Here is a 23,628-nt window from a genome sequence, read left to right as displayed (position 1 = left end):
TCAGGCCTATCGCAAGTGGCACGCCTTCCGAGGCGAGTCCGATCCCGGCACGTGGCTCTACTCGATCGCCGCGCACTCGTGCAAAGCCCGCACCCGGCGCAAAGGCGGCATCGACCGCCGCATGCCCGTTGTCTCGCAGCTCATGCCCTGGACCGACAACTCCGTCGCCGAACTCGGCGTCTCCAAACAGTCGCCCGTCGCCAAGGCGATCGAGCGCGAATCAGAGCGCGCCGTGCACGAAGCAATCGTCTCACTCCCCGAAAATTTCCGCGTCCCGCTGATCCTGAAAGAAATGCTCGAACTCCCGATCGAAGAAGTCGGCGCGGCGCTCAACATCAAGCCCGAAACCGTCAAGACCCGCGTCCACCGCGCGCGCCTGCTCCTCCGCAAGGCGATCCTCGCGCGAAAAGCAATCCCCAAAAAGTCCGCCCCCGCGCCGACATACGAAATGCAGGTCCTGCGAAGACCTCCTCCGCGCCAAGCTCGACGCCATGGACAAGGGGCGCCACTTTCCGATTCATCAGAAGGTGGTGTGCGAGCGCTGCCGCGCCGTCTTCGCCGAACTCGACCTCGCCCAAGACACCTGCGCGCGCCTCGCCGCCGGAGAATGGCCCAAAGCGATCCGCGACCGCATTCTCCGCTCCATCAAATCCGAAGCCTGATCACTCCGCGCGCTTGCACGTCGAAAGCCCGATCGGCACATACGCCGGGCAGAATCCCACCGCGCTCGTCAGCACAAACACGACGCCGATCGCCGCGACCAACACGCCGAGCCATTGCCCGTGCAGCGCTCCGTGCATGCCGATCCCGATTGCGATCGCCGCCGCGCCGAGAACCAACCGCACCGTGCGATCGGTCTTTCCCATATTGATTGCGATCATGATCGAACCTCCTTTTCCGGTCCGTTCGGACCGCCGCACCCTTTGAGGCCCCAAATCTCCGCAAGGTTCCCGAAAACAGAATACCGGGAACCTCAATCGCACTCGCCGCCTCCAAGGGGTGGACGGGGAAGGCCCCGTCCGGAGGTTCCCAATGAAAACCGCTCGTTTCGCACAGCCGACACACGTCGAATTCGACCCCGTTTCGGTGCGCAGACTCATCGCCGACGGACAAGCGCAACTGATCGACGTCCGCGAGCCACAAGAACGCGCACGTCTCTTTGTTCAAGGCTCCGAGTCGATGCCCCTCAGCGCATTCGATCCCGACAAAATCCCCGCAAACGCAGACAAACTCACCATCCTCCACTGCCACGGCGGCACGCGCTCGCGCAAAGCTCTTGACCGCGCCCTCGCCGGCGCCAAAGGCACTTTCGCCCACATGCGTGGCGGCATCCAGGCCTGGAAAGCCGCGGGCCTCCCCGTCGTCGAAAGCCCTTCGTTCTCGCTCACCCCGATGCAGCAGACCCAGGTTCTTATGGGCTTGCTCGTGCTGAGCGGCACGCTCCTCGGCGCGTTCGTCACCCCCTGGGCCCTCATTCTCTCCGGCTTCATCGCCTGCGGCATGATCTACGCCGGCGTCTCCGGCAACTGCGCTATGGCCAACTTGCTCGCATCGTTTCCATGGAATCAGACAAAGACCGCGCCCGCCGCGTGCAAGATTTGAACGTCATTCAAGAAAGGAATTCACCCCATGCTCAATAACCCCGCCAAGTTCTATGAATCCTGGCCCGCCGAGATGCACGCGATGAAGGCCGCAGCGCCCGACATCGGCAAGTCCTTCGGCCCCTTCTTCCAGTCGCTGATGAAGCCAGGCGCGCTCGCCGTGAAGGAAAAAGAACTCATCGCCCTCGGCATCGGCATCGCGCTCCGCTGCGAACCCTGCATCTACGCCCACGTCGAAAAGTGCTTCAAGGCCGGTGCAACACCCGAGCAGATCATGGAAGTTGCCGGCGTCGCCGTCATGATGCAGGGCGGCCCCGCCTACACCTACGCCCCTCTCGTCGCCCGCGCCGTCGAGTATTGGCAGAACGCTTCCGCCGCGGCGTGAATTCCCGGTAGCGGCGAATTTGAATTTGGTGGCACCGGTCTCCAGACCGGTAGCTTCAGAGAATCGCATCTTGGGAGCGAAGCGCCGCCACAGGCGTCGTGCCCCAGAATTCGAGTGAACCGCTCGTCCGACTTGAATACCGGGATCGATTCAGCACCCGCCCGCGCCGCCTTCTTTGTGAAGATTGCAAGACAACGCGGCATCCGCTGCGGGCATCAAAGCCACGTTTGACAGAATCAAAGAGGTCTTCGATCCCGATTCCACAACTTTGTGGATTCGGCATTGCAATAGAACCAGCTCGTGCTGTTGACACCGCAATCACAATTTGGTAGCGTCTTGCCGCCGTGCCGCATGTGCCGGCCGATCGCATTTCGCTTCCAAACCTTCGCCGGACCCGAATTCACCCGCGGCGTTGCCACCCCTTTTGTTCCGCCCAAAAACACAAAACCCGGAGCATCGCTGCTCCGGGTTTCGTTCTCTCTCAATGCCACTTCCGTAAAGGCCGGACCTCGCTCGGGTTCGCCGATCGAAGCCGCGGCCCGTATGTCATGCTCAGCAGATCTGCCCGCTCTGCGTCTCGTCGATCATGCCGTCGAGCGCCGCATTCAGCTTTTCCGGCGTGTCGTACGAACCGTTCGCGATCTGCGTACGGATCTGATCCACGAGGTCCTGACGCACCGCGGGGATCTGCTTCAGTTTTTCCAGCCAGGGTGCCAGCACCTGCGCCTCCGTGGACAGTTCGACCTTGTCTTCGCCGCGCGATACCTGGCCCTGCACCTGGATATCGCGTGCCCGAGGCTCGCTCACACCCGCGAGCCGACCCACCGAATTCACTCCCGACACACCTTCTGAGATCCCACCGATGCGTGATTCTCCGTTCAAGGGAAAACTCCTTACCACCCGTCGTCGCGAAAGGCACAACCTCCACCAAGGTTCGCCGAGCCACTTCCGGTCTCCCACCGGATCGCCCGCTCGCTGCGGGCTTCTCGACGTCCTGCCCTTCGCTGACTCCCGGCGTCAACGACACTCGACTCTGTTCGGGTCTCCCTTCGATCCGCGATCGGATCCGAGACGAGTGTGCGCCTTTCATCGACGACTTGATAAAGAGTTCTTCAAAGTTAAAACTTCGGCCCAGTCGCCGATAAGTCCAGAAAGCCCCTCAGGTTAACAGGCGTTCATCTCGCCTGCGGCCGCAGAAAATCTTTCCCGGCCTTCCTGCTAGGCTCCGGAAGCCAAAATCACGCCAAGAAATGTGGTACACTCCGACCATGATCCAAACACAATACGAATTTCGGCGATTCGGGGCGGGCAATCGGCCGCCCGTCTCGCACGCTTTGCGCTTCTGTTTGGCCTTCGTTTTTTTCCTGCTCGGGCCGCTCGGTTGCCAGAGCGCCCCCAAGGCCGATCTGGCACTCAAAGCCCAATCCCAGGAGCTCTTCCCCGAAGGCGCGACCCTCCAGGCATCCGACGCTCCGAGCGAATCTTCCGAACTCGCCTCCAAGTGGACCATCAAGCTCCTCCACCTCAAAGGAAGCGAGCGCGATCCCGCGGTCAACGCCGTGCTCCGCTCCGTTCGCGCCACCGGGGTTCCCGAAGCATTCCTCGAAACCCGAGGCGACAGCACGCTCGTCGTCGTCGGCAAGTACGACTCGCCCGCGTCTTCCGACGCCCAGGCGATGCTCAAGCGCGTCAAAGAAATCCAGATCGACGGCCAGCGTCCCTACATGGCCGCCCACATGCTGCCGCCCCCGCCTCAGAATCTCAAGGGCAGCATGCCCGAGTGGGACCTGCGCAACGTCAAAGCCAAGCACGGCAAAGACGCCGAGTACACGCTGCAAGTCAACATCTACACCAACCCGAGCGGGCGCGCCACGCCCGCCGAATTGAGCGAGTTTCGCAAAGCCGCGGAAGATGCCGTTCGAACGCTGCGAAAAGACGGCGCCGAAGCCTACTACTACCACGATCAGACCGGAAGCACCGTGACCGTCGGCCTCTTCAGCCAGGACGATCTCGACTCCGGTTTCAGCCTTAAGCCCGGCGCCGGCAGCGGCGTGCGCGAACTCCAGAAAAAGTTCCCCTACGCCTTGGTCAACGGCCGCGGCGTCAAAGACAAGGCGATCGACGCCCAGGGCAAACCGGTCGAGGCCATGCGCCCCAGTTTCGTGGTGCGCGTCCCCTGATGCTCCCCTTCACGCAATCGCCCGCGGCATTCCGATGAATGTCCATCGCCCCGCCTCGCCGGCGGTGTTGTGCCATTGGAACCAAGCATGCCCGAAACCCAGGCGCCCAGCATCGAATCTCTGACCGGAGGCATCGGCCTGCAGGATCTCCTGCAGATCGCCGGGTTCGCCCCCGCCGCGCCGGTTCCCACACAGCCCGCGCTCCCGCCCGGTTGCACGCGCCTCGCGCTCAGCGCCGAGCAGAAACAGATCAACCTCGACAACAACCTGCGCGCCATGCCCGCGCAGGCCGTCCGCACCATCCGCAAGATCGCCGCGGCATCCCCACGCACCGACATCGCGTTCTTCACGACTCAGGAAGGCGCGATCAGCGCCACGATTTCAGAAAGCGCGGGCACCCGCCAACTCGCGAGCCTGCGCCGGCCGCGCGAAGAAGCCGCAGCGCTCACCGCCGATGTCGATCCGGTCGCTTCCGGCGCCGTCGCGATTCTCGGTTTCGGTCTCGGCTACCACGCCGAAGCGCTCGCGCGAAAGTACGGGAAGATGGGCGTCCTGCTCGTCTTCGAGCCCGATGTCTCTCTCCTCCGCGCCGTGCTCGAGCATGTCGATCACAGCGAGTGGCTGAGTCTCCGCAACTGTGTGGTCGTGACCGATGCGGATGATCAGGGCGAAATCACCGCGTCGATCACCGGCGCCGAAGGCATCTTCATGCTCGGCACCCGCTTCCTCGATCACCCCGCCAGCAAGCAGCGCCTCGGCGATCTCGCCGAGCGCTTCAGCACCACGCTCTCCGGCGCGCTCCGCGCCACCCGCACCTCGATCGTCACGACGCTCGTGCAGGTCGACAAGACGATGCGAAATCTGCTCGGCAACATCGAGGCGTACGCCAGCGCGCCGGGAATCGCCGAACTCGCCGATGTCGCGCGAGGCAAACCCGCGATCGTCGTCTCCGCCGGCCCGAGTCTCCGCCGCAACATCGATCTCCTGCGCAAACCCGAAGTTCGAAACCGCTTCGTCATCATCGCGGTGCAAACGGTGCTGAAGACTCTGCTCGCAAAGGGCATCAAGCCCGACTTCGTCACCGCGCTCGATCACGACGCGATCAGCCGGCGCTTCTATGAAGGATTGACGCGCGAAGAAGTCGAGGGCGTCACGCTCGTCGTCGAACCCAAGGCAAGCCCCGCGATCTTCGAAGCATTCCCCGGTTTCATCCGTTGCCCCGGCGAGCGCATCCTCGACAACATCCTCGCCGAGGGCGCCGACGAAGGAGCGAAACAGCTTCTCGCGCGTCCGCGCGGCGAGCTCAAGCCCGGCGCCACCGTCGCACATCTTGCGTACTACCTTGCGCGCCACCTTGGGTGCGACCCTGTCGTGTTCGTTGGACAGGACTTGGGGTTCACCGATGGACAGTACTACGCGGCCGGCGCCGCGATCCATCAAGTCTGGTCCGGTGAACTGAACGAGTTCAACACGCTCGAGATGCTCGAGTGGCAGCGCATCGTGCGTCAGCGCTCGATGCTCCACAAGATGAAGGACCATCTCGGCCGCGATTGCTACAGCGACGAGCAGATGACCACCTACCTCGTGCAATTCGAGCGCGACTTCGGCGAAGACGTCGCGAGAGGATTGCGTGTGGTGGATGCAACCGAGGGCGGCGTTGCCAAGCGCCACGCGAGCGCGCTCACGCTGCAGCAGGCGATCGATCGCTACGCATCTCCCGAGCCGATCGCGCTTCCAAAGTGCGATCGCGCGCCGGAGAATCCGCGGCGGCGCGATGCGCTCTACCGGCGCTTGCGCCAGGTGCGCGCGGATGTGTGGCGCGTCGGCGAGATCAGCCGCGCGACGGCAAAGTGCGTGCGGGAAATCATCGAGCACCAGCAGGATCAGGCGCGCGTGAACCGCCTGATTTCACGCATCGAATCGCACGCGAAGGACGTGCAGGCGATCGTTCCCGGCTATCCGCTCGTGCAGCACCTGAACCAGACCGGGATTCTCAACCGCTTCAAGGCGGATCGCGCGATCGAACTCGACGGAGATCTCGCGCCGCTCGAGCGCCAGCGCCGCCAGGCCGAGCGCGATCTGAAGAACGTGACGTGGCTTGCGGATGCATCGGATGAACTCGGCGCGATGTTCGATTGCGCGATCGCGTCGATCAAGACGGGGCGTCCGCTGGCGACGGATCGCGCGGATACGCGGCGTCTCGATGCCACGGTCGCCTCGATCACGGTGAGTGTCGCGCGCGAGAACGTTCATGCATTCATCCCGGTCGATCCGGAGCTCTCTTCGCTCGGCATCGCGCGCGATCTCTCGAAGTCGATCGCGGGTTCGCACAATGCTTTGCAGATGACGCTCGCGCGGCTCGCGCGCTCGAAGAAGCTGCGGGGCGTGACCTTGCTCACTTCCAAGCCGGATCGTGTGCGCGCGCTGCTGGGGAATTCTTCGGGTTTGTTCGGCGCGCTCGACGTGCAGATCGCGGCACTGCCGGACAAAGCGGGCGATGCGCGCCGGCGGGCGATCGGCGCGGCACGCGCGTGGTCGCAGCCGTGCTGGCGCGGCGGGATCGCCAACATCACGATCTTCGACGAGGCATTCGCGCCGGGAGCGATGCGCCAAGCAATCGAGCAAACTCCATCGCTGGATGGTGTGCTGCTGCTCGGCGCCGACTGGTGTTTCGCGGATCCCGAGAACATCGATCGGCTGATCGAGCGGTTCGCGAGCGCGACCGACCCGCAGCGGATGGTGTTCTCGCCCGCGGCGCCGGGGCTCGGCGCGTGCATCCTCGAGCGCGCGCTCGCGCTCGAGTTCGCCGCGCAGTTGCGCGCGAACGGCGCGCTCGGTTCGATCGGCACGATTCTCGGCTATTTCCCGGCGGCGCCGCAGGTGGATCAGATCGCCAAGCCCGCGTGCGTGACGGTCGAGCCCGCGGTTCGCGACGCGCAGCTGCGCTTTGTTGCGGATCGCGCGGATCGGGTTCACTTGCTCGCGTCGATCGCGCGGCGGCTCGGGGATCGCTGGATTTCAGCGAGCGCGGAAGAAGTGGCAAAGATCGGGCGCGAAGTGGCGACAGCGGTCGCGCCGAATCCGGATGCGGTGCACATTCAGTTGTCGGCGCAGCGAGTGGGGGGCGCGATCTCGCAGCCGCTCGATCTGGAATTGCTGCGATCGCGGCTTGTGCCGCTGCGTCTTGGCGAGCGCGGCCTTGCGGTGACGTTTGACGGCGGCGAGCCGCTGCTGCATCCGCGCTTTGAACAAGCGGCCACGATGGTGCGCGAACTCGGCGCATCGGCGGTTCACGTTCGAACGGAACTGCTTGACGAGAATGATGTTGCGCGACTGATCGCGATCGCGTCCGACGTCATCAGCATCGACCTGCACGCGGATCGAGCCGAGACATACAAGCGCGTGCGTGGGATCGACTCGTTCAATCAGGTGCGCGAGCGCATCGTGAAACTTCTCGAGGCGCGGAAGACACTCGATGATGGACTGGTGGATCAGTGGATTGTGCCGCGGATCACGAGGCGCGACGAGGTGTACGGGGAGATCGAGAGCTTTTACGACCGATGGATCATGGCGGCGGGCGCTGCGGTGATTGATGCCCTCGATGCGCCGATCGAGGGACAGCGGATCGAGCCGCTCCCGATTCCGGCGATTGCGGCGAAGCGGCTTGAAGAATCGGTGATCCGGATCGGCGCGGATGGGTCGGTTGTCGGCGGCGGAATCTGCGGGATGGATGCCGCGGCATGAAGGCGGTTGCTGTCATCCTGGGTCGCGCGGGGAGCAAGGGCGTACCGGGCAAGAACACGGCGCCGATCGCGGGCAAGCCGTGCGTTCAATGGACGATCGAGGCGGCGAAAGCGTCGGAGCACGTCGCGCACATCATCGTTTCGAGCGATGATCCGGTGATGCTCGAACTTGCCGAGCACGCGGACACGATCGCGATGAAGAGACCGGCGGAACTGGCGAGCGATGGGGCACGGGTCGATGATGCGGCGAGGCACGCGATCCGGGAATTTGAGCGCACGCACGAGAACCTGACGGAGCGTTCACCGATCGTGATTCTCTATGCGAATGTGCCGGTGCGGCCGCCGGACCTGATCGATCGCGCGGTTCACCTGCTGCGCACGACCGAGTGCGACAGCGTGCAGTCGTACGCGCCGGTGGGGAAGCATCATCCGTGGTGGACCGCGAAGGTTGATCAAGCGGGGAAGGTGTCGCCGTGGGAGGGAGAGGTGCTGAATCACGGCGTGTTCCGGCGGCAGGACTTGCCGCCCGCGTTTGTTCCGGACGGTGGGATCATCGCGCTGACGAGGAGGGCGCTTTTTCTTGAAGTGCCCGGCGTGCCCGCGGGCCCGCACGCGTTTTTCGGGAAAGATCGGCGGGGCGTGGTCAATCCGGAAGGTACGGTGATCGACATCGATGCGCCGACCGATCTGCTTGTGGCGGACGCGATTCTCAGGGAGCGAAATGCGGATCGGTGAGCGACAAATTGCTGATCCAAAGGGGGGAGCGCGGCCGTACGTGATCGCCGAGATCGGCGTGAATCACGATGGTTCGGTGGATCGCGCGCTGGAGTTGACGAGGACTGCCGCGGAAGCCGGGGCGGACGCGGTGAAGTTTCAGTTGTTTCGCGCGGATCTCCTGATGAGCCGCGCTTCGGTGCTTGCGAACTATCAGGCGGCGTCGGGAGAATCGGACCCGTTCGCGATGCTGCGCCGATTGGAACTGTCGGTGGACCAGCTCGCGCCGGTGGTCGCGCTCGCGCACCAGCTCGGGATCCATGCGATCGTGACGGTATTCAGTCTCGAATTGGTGGCCGAGGCGGAGCGGCTGGCGTGGGATGCGTACAAGACCGCGAGCCCGGACATCATCCACAAGCCGCTGCTCGAGCGACTGGCCGCCACAGGAAAGCCGCTGATTCTCAGCACGGGCGCTTCCACGATGGAAGAGGTGCACCGCGCGATCGTGTGGCTTCGCGCAGCGCGGGGGCGCCTCGCCGTGCTGCAATGCGTGAGCAGTTACCCGACGCCTTTTGCGCAGGCGGAACTTGGGGGGATCGTGCTCCTGAAGCGGGCGCTCGATTGCCCGATCGGGTACAGCGATCACACATCGGTCGAGGAAACGGGTGCGCTGGCGGTGTCGCTCGGGGCGTCGATTCTGGAGAAGCATTTCACGTATGACACGCATGCGAAGGGGCCGGATCACGGTGCATCGCTGAATGGGGCGTCGCTGCGGCGGTATATTGCCGCGGCCCGAAGCCCGGGCCGGGCGCCCGAGGTCGAAGCCATGAAGCGCGTGCTCGAAATTGAGAAGGATGTACGCCGGGTCTCGCGGCAGTCGATCGTCGCGGCGAGGCCGCTTTCGGTGGGGCACCTCATCGGCCGGGGCGATCTGACGTTCAAACGCCCGGGGACCGGCGTACCACCCTTTGACCTTGAGCGCGTGCTGTCGCACAGAGTGGTGCGCGAAGTGGAGCGCGACATGCCTCTTCAGTGGGACGATCTCTCGCCGATGTCGTAAAAGCATGGCTTTTCAACCGCCCAAGTCCGACTCCGAATTGCTCGCGCCTTCGCCCAAGACGCCGGGGAAGCGGCGCATCGCCATCGTGACGGGCACGCGCGCGGAGTTCGGGCTGCTCAAGCCCGTGATCGCGGCGATCGGCCGGGAGCCGGGGCTCGAACCGGCGGTTGTGATCGCGGGGAGTCACTTGCTCGCGCCGGCGAACACGCACGAAGAAGTAAGGCGCGCGTTCCGCGTCGCGGCGGTCGTGCCGATGCAACTGCCGGGTGCGCATACACGCATCGAAGATGCCGAGGCGCTGGGGCGGGGCATCTCGCGCTTCGCCCGGACTTTCTACAAGGCGAACGTCGATTGCGTGCTGGTGCTCGGGGACCGGATCGAAGCGTTCGGCGCCGCGAGCGCGGCATCGGTCGGCGGGGTGGCGCTTGCGCACATTCACGGGGGCGATCGGGCCGAGGGGGTCGCGGATGAAGCGATGCGGCACGCGATTAGCAAGCTCGCGCATGTCCACTTCGCGGCGTCGAAGCAGAGCGCCGATCGGCTGATCCGGATGGGTGAAGCGCCGGCATCGGTTCACAACGTCGGTTCGCCGGCGATGGATGGGCTGAGTGAGATCGCGGCGCTGGGCGACGAGGAAGCGCGGGCGGTCGGCGACCCGGAGATTGTGATTCTTCATCACCCGTGCGGCTTAGCTGACGCGGAAGAAGCGGCGTGGACGCGCGCGATCGTGGAATTCGCGGCGGGTACGAAGAAACGGGTTCTCGTGCTTGCGCCGAATTTTGATCCGGGGCGGGACGCGGTGTTGCCGGTGCTGAAGGAAGCGATCGCGGCGCACGGGTGGCACTTTCTGGATCACTTGCCCCGCGAGGTGTTCGTCGGCCTGCTCAAGCGTCTGGCGGCGCGCGATGGGATGCTGATCGGGAATTCATCGGCGGGGCTGATCGAGGCGGCGGCGATCAACTGCCGCGTGGTGAATGTGGGCCCGCGGCAATCGGGGCGGGAGTCGCCGGGCAATGTGGTGCATGTTTCGGAGCCGTCGGCTGCTGCGATCGCGCAGGCGGTAGATGCTCATCGGATGCCGCCGAAGCCCTTGCATCCGTACGGTGACGGGAAGAGCGGTCCGAGAATTGCAGGAGTTCTGGCCGGGATCGACTTTGCTGATCCATCGCTGATCCGCAAACGCTGCGCGTTCTGAGCGGGTTTCGAGCGTCCAACGCTTTCGATTTGGTGGCTCGTGAGGGTCTTTGAATACGCGCGGCAAATGCCCGAAAGTGGCACCAAGGCCCGGCCGATAGCTCCTCCATCCAGAGGAGTCTGCTATGTCACAACCGGCCGCCGGCACACCGTCATCCGTTGCTCCCGCTGCAAATGCACAGGCTTCCGGTGCCGCGCCCACGGGCGCCAAGCCGGGCGCACCGGCGACGCGTGAGCAGGTTGTTGCCGCGGCGATCCGCGAGATCAGCCACATCGCGACGCTCCCGGAGATCACGCTGAAGATCGTGGAGCTGGTCGAGAGCCCGAAGAGCACGGCGCAGGACCTGAACAAGATCATCTCGGCCGATCCGGCGCTTTCGTCGCGGATTCTGAAGGTTGTCAACTCGTCGTTTTACGGTCTGCCGGGTCAGATCGCGTCGATCAATCGCGCGATCGTGATGCTGGGGCTGAATGCGGTGAAGAACATCGCGATCGCGGCCAGCCTCGCGAAGCTCTTTCGCGGCGGCGAACTCACGGCAAACTTCTCGGCGAAGCACCTGTGGTCGCACTGCAACGCGGTGGCGGTCGGCAGCAAGATGCTGGCGGACTCGCTGCGGCTCGGCCTTGCCGATGAGGCGTTCCTCGCCGGCCTGATGCACGACATCGGGATCATGGTCGAGATGCAGTTCGATCGGGCGAAATTGATCGAGGTGCTGCAGAAGGTGGGAGCCGACAGCAAGGGCGTGCCGATGACCGACTGGCTGAAAGCCGAGGAAGAATGCTTCGGCGCGAATCACCAGGATTTCGGCATCGCGCTCTGCGACAAGTGGCGCTTCCCCAAGCCGTTTGTGTACGCGACGGGATTCCATCACCGGCCGCTCGAACTGCCGAACGAAGCGCGGACGATCGCCTCGATCGTGTACGTCGCGGACCATCTCGCGAGCCAGCTCGAGGGCGGCTTCCGCCAGGATCTGCTCGTGACCGACATCGGCGCGGATGTGTGCGAGCAGATCAAGCTCGATCAGGTGAAGCTCGATGCGATCCGCAAGATCTTCCCGGACGAGGTAAAGAACGCGAATTCGATGCTGGCGTGAACCAATCCATTCCGGCGGACGGGATCTGTTGAAGCCCGCCGCCGACACGAACTCTCTCTTTCTCCCTTCGGGCGGCTTTGTGGGAACACGAGGCCGCCGTTGTTTTTGTGAGGGTGCTTTGGGAAGCGGGTGGGAAGAGGCTTCCGGTGGTTGACATCGATTTCGGATGACGTTGGAATTCGCCCTGCGGGCGAAGACATGTGCGGGAGATGTGCTCAGCTGGGCGAAGGGAGCACTTGCGCCTTCGTTGGAGGAGCCGAACAAAAAACTGCGGTCGAACTACTTCGCGAGCCTGTCTTTCCAGCGTCCTAGGTGTTCCCGGCGCGTCAGGTCGTACATGAGCGGCGTGACGGTGACGTAGCCCTTCTTGAGGAAATCAACGTCGGTTCCTTCGTCGCAGCCGCGGAAGCCCAGTCCGCTGCCGGTGGACCAGTAGTAGGCTTCTTTCGCGGGGCTGAGGCGCTTCTCGTAGCTGTCTTCAAGTCCGTGCGTGTTCATCGGGCAGACGCGAATCTCGGGCATCGGGCCGCCGGATTCGGTGATCGGGATGTTGATCGAGATGCACTCGTGCGCATCGGGCAGGCCGCCGGCGAGGACCAGCTCGATCGCTTTGCGTGCGCGATTGGCCGCGACATCCCAGCGTGTGAGGCCTTTGCCCATGTGGAGGCTGACGGCGATCGCGGGGACGCCGAGGAAGGCTCCTTCGATTGCCGCGGCAACCGTGCCGGAGTAGATGACGTTGATGCCGCAGTTCGCGCCGGAGTTGAGCCCGCTGATGAGGAGATCGGGGCGGGCGCCCTTGCCGAACTTTTCTTCCCAGAGATTGGAGATCGCGAGCTTGACGCAATCGGCGGGGCGGCCGTCGACGGCGATGCCGCTCATGCGCGGGTTGACCTGAACCTCGGAGACCATAATCGGGAGGTGAAACGTCACGCCGTGGCCGGTCGCCGACTGCACGCTGAGCGGGGCGATGGTGAAGACTTCGAAGCTGGTGGCGCTGTTGGGGGCGGTGATGGGGCCGCCGAAGCGGTTTTCGGGGTCGGTGAGCGCATCGAAGAGGTGGGTGATACCCGGAGCGCGGATGCCGTCGTCGTTGGTGAGCAGAATCTTCATCAAGGCCAGCGTAGGTGTGGGCGGGGGCGATGGGCGCAATCGCGTGCAAAGGACGCACCTTGACCGGCGTGCAACCCGCGGAGCGGAGAGCGGTAGAGCGGTGTCGGAGCACACCATGAAACGCAAATGGGACGAACGGCTGGCGCTCTTGCTGACGATCGTTGGGGTCGCGGCGGGGACGTGGGGGCTGATCGGGCTGGCGCGCACGGTTTTCGCGGCGGACACGCCGGGATATGCCGCACCGAATTCACCTGTTCAAAGAACCCCGGAAAAGCCGGAGCCGGTTTCGGTTGCTTCGGAGATGAGATCGCACGCGGCGGCGGGCGCGGCTCTTTGCGAGACCCCGTTGGGCGAGCAGTTTCTGGGTGCCGCGGCGAGCCTGCCGCCGGTGGCGCCTCGGACGATCTATCGAGATCGGGAACGAGGGCTTGCGATCACGGAGGACGCGTGGAAGAAGCTCGCTGAGGAGGAGCGGGCGAAGTTCAAGCCGCGCGAATGCGATGAGAAGTTCTATTACTACACGGGGTACGGAACGCCATTGAATTACGCGCGGGCGCTCGACCTGGCGGGGAAGTATCTCGGCAGCGGCTCATGGGAAGGCAAGCGAATTCTGGATTTCGGCTATGGAAGTGTCGGGCACTTGCGGATGCTCGCTTCGCTCGGGGCCGATGCGGAGGGGGTTGAGGTGGAGCCACTGTTCGCGGCGCTGTATTCGTGGCCGGGAGATCAGGGGGCGATCGAGCCGGTTGCAGGAAGTAAGAAGTGGGGGTTGCTCAGACTCCATCACGGACATTGGCCGGGTGAATCCGAGATCGCCAAGTCGGTGGGGGACCGGTACGACCTGTTCATCAGCAAGAACACGCTGAAGCGCGGGTACGTGCACCCCGAGCGCCAAGCCGACGAGCGGATGCTGATCAAGCTGGGCGTGGATGACGAGACGTTTCTGAGGGCGGTCTACGACAGCCTCAACCCGGGTGGCATCATGCTCGTGTACAACATCGCGCCGGCGCAGAACCCGCCGCAGAAACCGTTTCTGCCGATGGCGGATGGGCGGTTCCCGTTCGATCGCGCGCTCGTGGAGAAAGTGGGGTTCGAGGTGCTGGCGTTCGATGTGGTCGATGATGAGGTGATGCACAAGTACTGGCAGGTGTACTTTCCGGACCCCGATATGACTCCGCAGAAACTGAAGGAATCGATCTTCACGCACTACACGGCGCTGCGGAGGAAGTGAGCAGAGTTCGATATTTCGGGGATTTAACACGGAGGACCACAGAGAACCACGGAGAGGAAAGGCAGAGAAAGAGGGGAAAGAGAAAAGGCAGCAGATCCGGTGGTGCGAGTGCGCTGGTGCAGTGAGGAATGGAAAACACGGAGGACCACAGAGAACCACGAAGAGGAAAGGCCGAAAAAGCCAATAACGAAATCAGCGATCCGACTTCCGTACTTCCCGTCTCTCCCTTTTTCTGTCTTTCACCGCCTCTTTTCTCCGTGGTTCTCTGTGGTGCTCCGTGTTGAGCTTCACTCTTCGAGCGTTTTTTTGCGGCGAAGCAGGTGGTGGTAGCTCTGCGCGAAGCGGTGCGCCTCGTCGCGGATGGATTGGCAGAGGCGCAGGCCGGGGTTGTCGCGGCCGAGGCGCACGGGCTCGCTTTCTCGCTGGATGTAGATGAGTTCTTCTTTCTTGGCGAGGCTGATGACCATGGGCGGCTTGACGTCGAGCTGGTCGAAGGCTTCCAGTGCCGCGTGAAGCTGACCGAGCCCGCCGTCGATGAGGATGACGTCGGGGTAGAGCTCGTGGCCGCCGCCGGCTTCGCGGTAGCGTCGGCTCACGACCTCGCGGATGCTGCTGTAGTCGTCGTTTGTGCCGCCGCCGGGGAGGTTGGAAACGTTCGCGATCTTGTAGCGCCGGTATTCGTTCTTAAACGGGCGTCCGTCCACGAAGCAGACCTTGCTGCCGACGGTTTCGCCTCCCATGAGGTGGGCGATGTCGATGCCCTCGACGCAGCGGATCGGGTCTTCCATTTTGAGCGTGCGCTGCAGACTGGCGAGGGCTTTCTCGGGATCGAGATAGGAGATCTCGGTTTCGGGCTGCCAGCCGTCGCTTTTGCTGGCGCGCTCGTCGAGTTTCTGGATCGCCTTGATCTGGTCGCGGAGCACGGCGGCGCGCTCGAAGCGCATTTCGTTGGCGGCCTCCGTCATTTCCGATTCCATCTCGCGGAGCATGACGCTGCGTTTGGTCCCGAGGAAGCGGACGAAGCGATCGATATCGGCGCCGTAGGCGTCTTTGCCGATCTTGGCGGCGCAGGGGGCCGTGCACTGGTTGATCGCGTAGAGGAGGCAGGGGCGGAAGAACTTGTTCTTGTCGTCGTTCTCGATGATGTCGAGCTTGCAGGTGCGGAACTTGAAGACGCGCTGGAGGATCTGGATCGCGTCGCGGAGCGCGCCGGCGTTGGTGAAGGGGCCGAAGATCTTCGCGCCCTTGAGGTCCGGGTCGCTCGGGTTGCGTGTCACGAAGACGCGCGGGAAATCCTCGCGCTGGGTGACGACGAGATAGGGGAAGGTTTTGTCGTCGACGAGGCGGACGTTGAAGCGCGGCTTGAGGTCCTTGATCAGCCGGTTCTCGGTGAGGAGCGCTTCCCACTCGCCCTCGCACTCGAGCGTGTCGAAGTCCTGCACGCGGTCAAGCATCGGGTCTTTCTTGAAGCCGAGCTCGGCGGAGGGGATGAAGTAGCTGCTGACGCGGTCGGGGAGATTCGCGGCTTTGCCGACGTAGAGGACGACGCCCTTGTCGTCCTTCATGAGATAGACGCCGGGGACTTTGGGAAGGCCGCGGGCCTTGACGAGCAGGCGCGCGAGGCGGTCTTCGCGCGATTCGGACGGATTCGGGGGGCTGTCGCTCACGGGCGATTGTATTTTGCCGCGGAACGCTGCGGAGGAAGTGAAGAGTTCACCACGGAGGCAAAGAAGCACGGAGAAGAGGCAGGGAAATGGGAAGGCGGAGGGGGAGGACGCGAAGAGGCGTACGCGTGAACAGGTGACGGGGCGAGCAAGTGGAGCGGAAGGGTCGCTCAAGACTCGCATCGCGGCATGCCTCCTCCGTCGTTGCTCCGCTGCTTGAGAATGCGCAAAACACGTGGTTGATCAACCGTTTCAGGCGTTGGTTGTTGCACGCCTACGGCGTGCTGAAAATCTGCGCGCGGGTACGGAGGGTGTCGCTCAAGGACTCGCTCCACCCTCGGCTCGATTCTCTCAGCCCGTTCGGGCTGAAAAGGAAGTGTGCGCCGCGGTGCGTGATAACGAATTCCGCGCCGCTGCACGATCAGTCGTGGGAAGCGGGGGGATCAAGAGAGGAGCCCAAATGTGCAACCTGCGCCGTGAACCGTCTTTGAGCCATCACAGGCAAATGAATTGCTCGTAGCCCTGAATAAAGATCACGTAGTCGAAATCATCGACGACGGAATCCTTGTTGAAATCGCTGGGGCAGGCGGAGGGCATGGAGGATTCGCCGCAGTCGTACAGGTCGTATGCCTGTGTGAAGACGGCGAAATCGTGATCGTCGATGAAGCCGTCGTGCGTGAGATCCCACGGGCAGGGGATGATGACGGGGACGCGGGCGTCTTGCAGGATGGCGAAATCGAGCGCGGAGACTTGATAGCGAATGCCGCGGGCGAGCGGTCTGCCGGACATGACGTCGTTGAGGAGATCGGTTCCGGGCCTGGGCGGCTCGTTGCCGACGAGGAAGGGTGCGCCGAACGTCACGGGGACGGGCGCGCGGTACGCTGCGACGGCGTTGTCGCCGATGAAGCTGAAATTCGTGCCGTCGAACACGATGAGCTGGTCAAAGGTCGAGCGAGCGTTGCCGGAGTAGGTGCCGTCGTTGCCGTTGATCCAGCCGTCGAAGGCGAAAGCGCGTCCGAGGCCGCGGGCAAACTGCGAGACCGCGTCGAAGCGCGCCGAATCGATCGGAGCGGTGCGTGAGAACGGAGCGGGATCGAACCACAGGTCGTTGACGGCGAAGGTCGGGTTGATCTTGAGAACGATGTCGGGATCGAACGAAGCGGCGGGATAGCCGTTTCGGATGTGCGTCGAGGCGCCGGTCTCGAAGATGTCGATGCCGCCGTCGATCGTGTCGAGGTACGACCACGTGAAAGAGCGGCAGGACAGATTGGACACGGATGAATCCGGGAGGACTTCGATCCACAGTTCGGTGTTGCCCTTGAGCCGCTCGGACCACAATGCCGCGGCACCGTGCAGATTGCTCGCGATGCTCGCGGACAATGGAGCGAGCGTGTTCTCGGGATCGTTGAAAGTGACTCGCAAAGTCACCTGAGCCGGTGCGGCGGAAGCGAGGCAGAGCAAAGACAGGACTGCCCCGGCATTTCCTCGGCGCGAACCCGCAATGACCCGCATGATGTCCATCGGCCCCTCCGATGTCCGGAAGAACGCACAGCCATGCCGCCCCCAAAACCCCGATCACATCCCGGAATACGACTTCAGCCTACCCACAGATTCGCGAATCACAAGCAAATCAAGCAGAGCCCACCTCTTAGAAGCGTGAAATGTGCGAAGGGACCGTGGTGAAATGCGAGCGGATCGAGAGCGAGAGCGCAAAATCGGTGCTACTGCGGAGAGATATGCGAAGAAAAACGGAGCTGGTTGCCGGATTCCTGCAAGAATCGGCGGATGCGCCGCGGGGCATTCGTGATCTATTCGTCAGTTTTTTGCCCACATGCAGGCGGGCGGGCGTGGCGGATGGATCACAGTCTTGCCGCAGCGAGGCTGGCGAGTTCGCTGCGCTCGCTCTTGTTGAGCACGACGTGGCCGAAGAGACCGAGGCCTTTCATTTTTTCGGCGGTGTAGGAGAGGCCGTTGGAGGATTGATCGAGGTAGGGGTTGTCGATCTGGCCGATGTCGCCGGTGAGGATGAGCTTCGTACCTTCGCCGACGCGGCTGACGATGGTTTTGACTTCGTGGGGCGTGAGGTTCTGGGCTTCGTCCACGATCATGAACTGGTGAGGGATGGAGCGGCCTCGGATGTAGGTGAGCGGTTCGAGGACGAGCTTGCCGTCGGCCATGAGTTTCTGGATGCGCTGTTCGCTCGAGTGGCTTTCGGCGGCCTGGTGCATCGTCGCGCCGCGCGTTGAAAGCAAGTAGGAAAGGTTGTCGAAGATCGGCTGCATCCAAGCGCCGAGTTTTTCGTCCTTGTCGCCGGGGAGATAGCCGATGTCGCGGCCCATGGGCATGATCGGGCGGGCGACGAGAAGCTTTTCGTAGCGCTCTTCGCTGAAGACCTTGGACATGCCCGCGGCGAGCGCGAGGAGGGTTTTGCCGGTTCCGGCGCTGCCGAGGAGCGTGACGAGGCGGACTTCTTCATCGAGGAGGAGATCGAGCGCCATCGTCTGCTGGACGTTGCGGGCCATGATGCCGAAGACGGGCTTGCGCGGGCCGGTGACGGGGATGACGTGATCGGTCTCGCCGAGGCGGCGGCAAAGGCCGGTGTGATTCTCGTCCGACTCGTCTTTGAGCACGACGAATTGATTTGCGATCAGCTCGCGCTGGTATTCGTGGCCGAGATCGTCGGTGGCGACGAGGTGAGGGGCGAGGCGCTGCATCTCGAGCAGGCGGTCTTTGTAGAGTTCATCGATCAGCGAACCGTCCACGTCGGCTGTGACAAAGCCGGTGTAGAGGCGATCGGCATCGACCTTCTGATTTTCGAAGTCTTCGGTCTTGATGCCGAGGCTGTCGGCCTTGATGCGGGCGGCGAGGTCTTTCGAGACGAAGATCGTGCGCTGGCCCTGCTTGTGGAGCGCGAGCGCGGCGGCGATGATGCGGTTGTCGGGCGAATCTTCCTTGATCGCTTCGGGGCGCGGGTGATCGGTGACGTCGATGCGGATCGTGCCCGTTTCGCCATTGGCGCCGACGGAAGCGCCGGCGCGCGCCTGCGGCGCGAGATCGCCCCAGTTGACGCCGTCGATGAGGCGGCCGGCGCCGCGGAGACGATCGAGATAGCGGATGCACTCGCGCGCGTTTCGCCCGAGGTCGTCTTCCTTGCGCTTCATCTTGTCGAGTTCGCTGATGACGGCGAACGGGATGATGACGTGGTTTTCCTGGAAGACAAAGAGAGCGCTTGGGTTGTGGAGCAGGATGTTGGTGTCGAGCACGAAGTGCTTGACGCCGACGGCGGAAGAATCCGACGGGCTGCGCTTCACGCGACGTCCCGGTTCGTTGCCGCTATCAGAAGCGGTCGCGACGGCTTTTTCCGTTTGTCGTTCGACAGGCTTTTCGGCTGGCTTGCTCGGCACGCCTTTTCGTATTCCTCGGTCGGCGCCCTTATCAGCCTCCGTGGCTCGGGCGGTTGCTGCATCGGACTCCACGGCCAGTTCCTTGGCCCCGCTCAGCGCTTTGGACATCGATCTCTCCGTCGATCGAGAAGCCGGGCTTCTCGACGCCAAGGGAAGCGACTCCGTCGCTCTCCCGCCTTTCCTGTACCGGCGCAGCATACCTCAAGGATCGGTCGAAGCGAAAGTCCCCCCGAGCAAAGTTCTTGCAAATCCTGAGTCCACAAGAGTTACACGCCGCTGGCGGCGCGCTGAAAGCGGTGGCTTGCGTTGATCGCGACCGGCGGTCGTGCATCAGAGGGCCTGAGATACCGCGCCGATCATGAGGAGCAGGGCGATTGCCGCACCAAACGCTCCTTTCAGCACGATGGCGACCCCGCGCGCCGCGGCTGCGCCCGCACCGACGTTGGCGCAATCGCGCCAGGTGCGGTTCGCGCGAGATCGATCCATGAGGCTCGCGCCAATGCCCGCACCTGCGATGGCACCGATGATGGTTCCAACGGGGAAAAACAGGATCAATGAACCGATGAGGGCACCTGCGATGGTCCCGACGATCGCGCCTGCCGCGGCACGCTTTGTGCCGCCCGCCTTGGCGGCTCCGGCGGCCGACGCGACGAGTTCGAGGATTTCGGCGAGGACTCCGAGCAGGAGCGCGACGATGATGACCCACCACGGGAACATGCCCGGGCTGAACCACTGGAAGAGCAGCGCGACGGCGATCGGCAGCCAGATTCCCGGCAGCGTGAGCAGCGTGAGAACAAAGCCGACAAGGCCGGCAAGGAGAAGTGAAAAAAGGGCGAACCAGAGCACGGCTGATTGTTGGGATCGCGATCCGATGGATTGTGGCCCCTCCGATGCGAAGGCTGCCCGCTATGCGGCTTCGAGCACCACGCGCAGGCAGTCGGGGCGGGATGCGCGGCTAAACGCTTCCAGAAACTGAGTCACGCGAAACTTCGCGGTGAGCAGGCTGCGCACGTCCACGCTGTCGCCGGCAAGGAGCCGCAGCGCCTCGGTCAGACGCTCGCCGCGCGAGCCGACGAGTGCGATCTCGTTGGTGTGCAGGAGGTTCAGCGAAGCATGACTCGGAGCCGCCGATCCGGCGGAGGCCGCTCCGGGTGGTTCGAGCAGCAGCACCGTCGCCCGCGGACGGGCGAGTTTCATCGCGATCTCGAGATCGCCGGGCTCGTTCGAACAGAGGAATACAACGTCCTGGTCCGCGCGCCGTCCGACCTGATCGATGTGGCGGTGCTTGACGCCCCATTTTTCACAGAGCTCGAAGCGCGAGGGTTCGCGTCCGAGCACGCGCACGGACGCGTTGCGCTGTGTCATCACCTGGGCTGAGAGCAGCGCGATCGGATCGTCGCCGAGAATCGTCACGAACGGCTTGGATTCGAGCCGGACGAGATCCGCCGCGTGGATCGCGCGCCCGAGCACGGTTGCGAAGCACGCGCGATCCTCATCGAGACCCTTTGGAATCTCGACGAGTGAAGCAACGGGAAGCGAGACCTTCTCGGCGAAGGCGCCGTCGCGCTCGCTCCCCAATTCGGAGCGCGAGCGGCAATGAATCGAGAGTCCGGCGCGGCACAAATCGCAGGCGGAGCACGGGAACACCGAGGGTGCGACCACGCGCTTGCCCTCGAGCGACGGAGAATCCGGCGACGAAAGCACGATTCCGACGAATTCGCATCCCGGAGCAAAAGCGCGACTCGATTCTCGTCTCGTGGCCAGCGTGCGAGGATCGATGAGCGCACGCGTGATTTTGACCAGGGCTTCCCGCGAGCGCACGATCGGATCGGGCGATTCCACGAGCGACCAGCCGGATGTGTGAGCAAGCAGTCTTCGCACCCTTCCCTATCGACTCGCCCGGGGCGCAGGCCGAAGGTCTCCGGTCAGTTCTTTGAGTTCTCGGACGGAGCTGCCGGGGAGGGCGATGCGGAATCCGGCGACTTTTTGCCTCCCGGTGCGATCTCGGAGAGCGGCACCAGCGTGCCCCCGGCGATCGGCGGCATTCCGGCGGGAGTCGCGGCGATCTCGTTGGGCGGAGGCGAAACGAACGGCAGGTATTCGATCCACGTCTTCTTTCGGTGGAAGACCGGGTAGATAAATGGCGTGCCTGCCGCGAAGGGGGATTTCGTTTGGTCGTACCAGCGGATCCATTCGCGGCGGTCGAATCCGAAATCCTGCCCCGTCATCGTCCGGAGCGACGAGAGCGCCGCTTCGTTCACCGAAAGCTGCGAATCCGTCAGGATCGTAATGAGATGCTGGATGACATCGGTGCTCGGGTATTGACCGAGCGCCGTTGCCGCGGCGGTGCGGATATCGGGATTTTCTTCGCTCCCCTCATCGCCCCGGACCGAATCGGGGTCGCGGCTCGCGTCCATGAGAGGCTTGATGGCCTCGCCGCTGTGCAGGCGCTGCAATCCGCGAGCGGCTTCCAGTCGAACCAGCGGATCCTTGTCGTTCAGATTCTTGACGAGGATGGGAACGTTGCTGCTGCTGCCGTGGTTGGCGAGTGCGCGAGTTCCCGCGATCCGCACGGTTGCGTCCGAATCCTGTGCGCGATCCTCGAACAATTGAAGATAAACCGGCTGTCCGGCGAAATACGCGTTGCTGAGGAGCATGGTGCCGCGGTAGCGGTTGTCCGCGTTGTACGGATCGATCGCGAGTTGAACGGCCTCGCTCGGGGTGGGCTGAGCGAACACGTCAAAGATGCTCGTTGCGCCGGGACGGGCATCGTCGAAGACATCGCAGCCCGAAAGCCAGCACGCACACGCTAGAGTTGCGATGCAGATGCGTGCTCCGAGACGAAGCGGGTAGAGGCATTCGGGTTCGGGCGACGCGGACATGGGCGGGAGTATAAGTTTGACTCGCGTGAACACAAATCACCACTGTCGTTCTGCGATTCCTGTCCCGGCCGTACTCGCCGTTCTGGCGGGCGCGCTGGTCGGAGCCTGCGCGACCGAGTCTTCCGGAAGTGCGGATTCCGCGGACCCGGCCGAAATGGTTTCGCAGTCCTCCGGATCGATCTCGGCGGAAACGGTCTACAAGCCGGCTCCCTGGAAGAAGACCTACTCAGAGGGCAGGCGTGTCATCCGGCGTGAAGCGAGGCAGGTCGGCGATTCTCCAAACAAGTGGATCATCGATGAGTTCGATTCGCCCGACGGAACGCTTCGCGGCGGGCTAGTCCGTCAAACAACATTGGAGCGCGGGGCGGATGGTTCTGTTTTTCTCGTCGAATTAGGGCTGGTTCTCGAGAACCGCTCTCTGGCGTTTGACCCGCCGCTGGTTCTCATGCCCGCCACGCTCACAGGCGAAAAAGCCTGCATCAGTACTTCCGATGTGACCATGAAAGACGGCGACTCGGCCGCGGCAACCAAGACCCGTGGCACCGCCACCCAAACAACAAAGCTGGTCCGTCAGAGCGGAGACTCCACCGTCATCCGGTCGCAAATGGAAGCGAAATTCGATTTCTCCACCGTCGATCGAACAGCGGTTCTCACGGTGGTGCCCGGTCGAGGGATTGTTCGCGAAGTGCAGGATCGCTCCGTCCGCTTCGGACTGTTCAACCTCTCACGCACCACTTCCACGGTGACGCTGGTGGAACAGGTTGATCAATAGTCAGCCTCGGCGGCCCGCCGGCTTGCTCCCGCTTAATGCGGCGATTCCGCGGGCTTGGCGTTCGGCGACGCAGGCTCGGTGGGCTTTGGCTCGGCCTTGGGCTTTTCCGTTTCGGGCGCGTGTTCATCCGCGACTGGTGTTGAAGGTGCGGCGTTTGGTGCCGGAGGTTGCTGGGCCGCATTTTGCATCGCTTCCCGCCTCGATCGTTCGAGCGCGGCGGCAGGACCGCCGCTGTCGGCGGCAAAGCCGCCGAAGAACGCCCCGGCGAGACCGCCAAGAACAAGCCCGATGATCAGCCCCGGCAGAAACGCTTTGACGAAAGCACCCGAATTGGCGGATTGGTCGGGCGTCGAAGTTGTTGCTTGATCAGACATTGCGATACTCCCGCGATCTTGTGCCGCGCTCGACTGGCTACAGAAGCCGGCGCATGCGGTGAACCCAAGCCCCATACCTCACAACAGAGCGTATCAGATCAATTCTGGAAGGGCGTCCCCGGCCAAACGCCGTATGAAGGCGCCAACGCCAGTAGGGCCCGCGGAACTTCCATCGGCTGACGAAGGCCAACCGCAACAACTCCCAGATTCCAACAGT

Annotated in this window: 21 protein-coding genes; 11 read left to right on the top strand and 10 right to left on the bottom strand. The window is 63.5% G+C overall.

What is annotated here, in order from left to right; translation table 11 throughout:
* Window positions 1–491: 491 nt before the first annotated feature.
* A complete protein-coding gene (locus KF691_15810) occupies window positions 492–662 on the top strand; it encodes a hypothetical protein (GenBank protein ID MBX3390915.1) in 171 nt (56 codons plus the stop codon).
* On the opposite strand, the gene KF691_15805 is transcribed toward KF691_15810, so the two are convergent.
* Window positions 663–881 carry a DUF2892 domain-containing protein gene (locus KF691_15805; GenBank protein MBX3390914.1) on the bottom strand — a complete coding sequence of 73 codons (219 nt, stop codon included), beginning with the start codon at window positions 879–881 and terminating at the stop codon, window positions 663–665.
* A gap of 151 nt (window positions 882–1,032) precedes the next feature.
* Here KF691_15805 and KF691_15800 point away from each other — a divergent pair, with 151 nt between their 5' ends.
* Together KF691_15800 and KF691_15795 are read left to right on the top strand one after the other, a co-directional pair.
* Window positions 1,033–1,602 (top strand): hypothetical protein, encoded by a 570-nt coding sequence (locus KF691_15800; GenBank protein MBX3390913.1) that lies wholly within the window; start codon window positions 1,033–1,035, stop codon window positions 1,600–1,602.
* A gap of 27 nt (window positions 1,603–1,629) precedes the next feature.
* Window positions 1,630–1,986, top strand: coding sequence for a carboxymuconolactone decarboxylase family protein (locus KF691_15795; protein MBX3390912.1), 357 nt, complete (start codon window positions 1,630–1,632; stop codon window positions 1,984–1,986).
* Between the two features lie 552 nt (window positions 1,987–2,538).
* On the opposite strand, the gene KF691_15790 is transcribed toward KF691_15795, so the two are convergent.
* Window positions 2,539–2,868 carry a flagellar biosynthesis anti-sigma factor FlgM gene (locus tag KF691_15790; GenBank protein ID MBX3390911.1) on the bottom strand — a complete coding sequence of 110 codons (330 nt, stop codon included), beginning with the start codon at window positions 2,866–2,868 and terminating at the stop codon, window positions 2,539–2,541.
* A gap of 386 nt (window positions 2,869–3,254) precedes the next feature.
* On the opposite strand from KF691_15790, the gene KF691_15785 reads away from it, so the two are divergent.
* The 6 genes from KF691_15785 to KF691_15760 all read left to right on the top strand — a co-directional run bounded on the left by KF691_15785 (window position 3,255) and on the right by KF691_15760 (window position 11,971).
* Window positions 3,255–4,166 (top strand): hypothetical protein, encoded by a 912-nt coding sequence (locus KF691_15785; protein MBX3390910.1) that lies wholly within the window; start codon window positions 3,255–3,257, stop codon window positions 4,164–4,166.
* A gap of 87 nt (window positions 4,167–4,253) precedes the next feature.
* On the top strand, window positions 4,254–7,910 hold the full coding sequence (locus KF691_15780; GenBank protein ID MBX3390909.1) for a DUF115 domain-containing protein: 3,657 nt from the start codon (window positions 4,254–4,256) through the stop codon (window positions 7,908–7,910).
* Complete coding sequence (locus KF691_15775) at window positions 7,907–8,644, top strand: acylneuraminate cytidylyltransferase family protein (GenBank protein ID MBX3390908.1); 738 nt, start codon at window positions 7,907–7,909, stop codon at window positions 8,642–8,644. The genes KF691_15780 and KF691_15775 overlap by 4 nt, the downstream gene beginning before the upstream one ends.
* Entirely contained in the window at window positions 8,631–9,683 is a 1,053-nt protein-coding gene (locus KF691_15770; GenBank protein ID MBX3390907.1) for an N-acetylneuraminate synthase family protein, read from the top strand. The genes KF691_15775 and KF691_15770 overlap by 14 nt, the downstream gene beginning before the upstream one ends.
* A 4-nt stretch (window positions 9,684–9,687) precedes the next feature.
* Window positions 9,688–10,878: a UDP-N-acetylglucosamine 2-epimerase (hydrolyzing) gene (gene neuC / locus KF691_15765; GenBank protein MBX3390906.1), complete on the top strand. Its 1,191-nt coding sequence runs from the start codon at window positions 9,688–9,690 to the stop codon at window positions 10,876–10,878.
* Window positions 10,879–11,002: 124 nt separating this feature from the next.
* Window positions 11,003–11,971, top strand: a complete 969-nt coding sequence (locus tag KF691_15760; protein ID MBX3390905.1) for an HDOD domain-containing protein — start codon at window positions 11,003–11,005, stop codon at window positions 11,969–11,971.
* 279 nt (window positions 11,972–12,250) lie between these two features.
* Here KF691_15760 and surE read toward each other — a convergent pair whose 3' ends face one another.
* Complete coding sequence (gene surE / locus KF691_15755) at window positions 12,251–13,084, bottom strand: 5'/3'-nucleotidase SurE (protein MBX3390904.1); 834 nt, start codon at window positions 13,082–13,084, stop codon at window positions 12,251–12,253.
* 115 nt (window positions 13,085–13,199) lie between these two features.
* Between surE and KF691_15750 the strand changes: the two genes are divergently transcribed.
* Window positions 13,200–14,315: a hypothetical protein gene (locus KF691_15750; GenBank protein ID MBX3390903.1), complete on the top strand. Its 1,116-nt coding sequence runs from the start codon at window positions 13,200–13,202 to the stop codon at window positions 14,313–14,315.
* A 287-nt stretch (window positions 14,316–14,602) separates the two neighbouring features.
* On the opposite strand, the gene KF691_15745 is transcribed toward KF691_15750, so the two are convergent.
* The 6 genes from KF691_15745 to KF691_15720 all read right to left on the bottom strand — a co-directional run bounded on the left by KF691_15745 (window position 14,603) and on the right by KF691_15720 (window position 22,265).
* Window positions 14,603–15,880: a UvrB/UvrC motif-containing protein gene (locus KF691_15745; protein MBX3390902.1), complete on the bottom strand. Its 1,278-nt coding sequence runs from the start codon at window positions 15,878–15,880 to the stop codon at window positions 14,603–14,605.
* Window positions 15,881–16,474: 594 nt separating this feature from the next.
* Window positions 16,475–17,500, bottom strand: a complete 1,026-nt coding sequence (locus tag KF691_15740) for a hypothetical protein (GenBank protein MBX3390901.1) — start codon at window positions 17,498–17,500, stop codon at window positions 16,475–16,477.
* 338 nt (window positions 17,501–17,838) lie between these two features.
* Window positions 17,839–19,491, bottom strand: coding sequence for a PhoH family protein (locus KF691_15735; protein MBX3390900.1), 1,653 nt, complete (start codon window positions 19,489–19,491; stop codon window positions 17,839–17,841).
* A gap of 222 nt (window positions 19,492–19,713) precedes the next feature.
* Window positions 19,714–20,229, bottom strand: a complete 516-nt coding sequence (locus KF691_15730; protein ID MBX3390899.1) for a DUF456 family protein — start codon at window positions 20,227–20,229, stop codon at window positions 19,714–19,716.
* A 60-nt stretch (window positions 20,230–20,289) separates the two neighbouring features.
* Window positions 20,290–21,264 (bottom strand): alcohol dehydrogenase catalytic domain-containing protein, encoded by a 975-nt coding sequence (locus KF691_15725; GenBank protein ID MBX3390898.1) that lies wholly within the window; start codon window positions 21,262–21,264, stop codon window positions 20,290–20,292.
* Window positions 21,265–21,308: 44 nt separating this feature from the next.
* Window positions 21,309–22,265, bottom strand: coding sequence for a HEAT repeat domain-containing protein (locus tag KF691_15720; GenBank protein MBX3390897.1), 957 nt, complete (start codon window positions 22,263–22,265; stop codon window positions 21,309–21,311).
* A gap of 25 nt (window positions 22,266–22,290) precedes the next feature.
* Here KF691_15720 and KF691_15715 point away from each other — a divergent pair, with 25 nt between their 5' ends.
* Entirely contained in the window at window positions 22,291–23,037 is a 747-nt protein-coding gene (locus tag KF691_15715) for a hypothetical protein (GenBank protein ID MBX3390896.1), read from the top strand.
* Between the two features lie 32 nt (window positions 23,038–23,069).
* Here KF691_15715 and KF691_15710 read toward each other — a convergent pair whose 3' ends face one another.
* Window positions 23,070–23,411, bottom strand: coding sequence for a hypothetical protein (locus KF691_15710; protein ID MBX3390895.1), 342 nt, complete (start codon window positions 23,409–23,411; stop codon window positions 23,070–23,072).
* Window positions 23,412–23,628: the final 217 nt, after the last annotated feature.

The sequence above is a fragment of the Phycisphaeraceae bacterium genome (genome assembly GCA_019636555.1).
Taxonomy (GTDB): domain Bacteria; phylum Planctomycetota; class Phycisphaerae; order Phycisphaerales; family UBA1924; genus JAFEBO01.
This window is presented reverse-complemented; position numbering and strand designations above follow the sequence as displayed.

Coding starts and splice junctions, on each gene's coding strand:
- KF691_15710 (MBX3390895.1), bottom strand. CDS start 23,411: ATGTCTGATCAAGCAACAACTTCGACGCCCGACCAATCCGCCAATTCG.
- KF691_15805 (MBX3390914.1), bottom strand. CDS start 881: ATGATCGCAATCAATATGGGAAAGACCGATCGCACGGTGCGGTTGGTT.
- KF691_15760 (MBX3390905.1), top strand. CDS start 11,003: ATGTCACAACCGGCCGCCGGCACACCGTCATCCGTTGCTCCCGCTGCA.
- KF691_15720 (MBX3390897.1), bottom strand. CDS start 22,265: ATGTCCGCGTCGCCCGAACCCGAATGCCTCTACCCGCTTCGTCTCGGA.
- KF691_15785 (MBX3390910.1), top strand. CDS start 3,255: ATGATCCAAACACAATACGAATTTCGGCGATTCGGGGCGGGCAATCGG.
- KF691_15795 (MBX3390912.1), top strand. CDS start 1,630: ATGCTCAATAACCCCGCCAAGTTCTATGAATCCTGGCCCGCCGAGATG.
- KF691_15735 (MBX3390900.1), bottom strand. CDS start 19,491: ATGTCCAAAGCGCTGAGCGGGGCCAAGGAACTGGCCGTGGAGTCCGAT.
- KF691_15800 (MBX3390913.1), top strand. CDS start 1,033: ATGAAAACCGCTCGTTTCGCACAGCCGACACACGTCGAATTCGACCCC.
- KF691_15740 (MBX3390901.1), bottom strand. CDS start 17,500: ATGGACATCATGCGGGTCATTGCGGGTTCGCGCCGAGGAAATGCCGGG.
- neuC (MBX3390906.1), top strand. CDS start 9,688: ATGGCTTTTCAACCGCCCAAGTCCGACTCCGAATTGCTCGCGCCTTCG.
- KF691_15750 (MBX3390903.1), top strand. CDS start 13,200: ATGAAACGCAAATGGGACGAACGGCTGGCGCTCTTGCTGACGATCGTT.
- surE (MBX3390904.1), bottom strand. CDS start 13,084: ATGAAGATTCTGCTCACCAACGACGACGGCATCCGCGCTCCGGGTATC.
- KF691_15810 (MBX3390915.1), top strand. CDS start 492: ATGGACAAGGGGCGCCACTTTCCGATTCATCAGAAGGTGGTGTGCGAG.
- KF691_15770 (MBX3390907.1), top strand. CDS start 8,631: ATGCGGATCGGTGAGCGACAAATTGCTGATCCAAAGGGGGGAGCGCGG.
- KF691_15775 (MBX3390908.1), top strand. CDS start 7,907: ATGAAGGCGGTTGCTGTCATCCTGGGTCGCGCGGGGAGCAAGGGCGTA.
- KF691_15745 (MBX3390902.1), bottom strand. CDS start 15,880: ATGAAGGACGACAAGGGCGTCGTCCTCTACGTCGGCAAAGCCGCGAAT.
- KF691_15780 (MBX3390909.1), top strand. CDS start 4,254: ATGCCCGAAACCCAGGCGCCCAGCATCGAATCTCTGACCGGAGGCATC.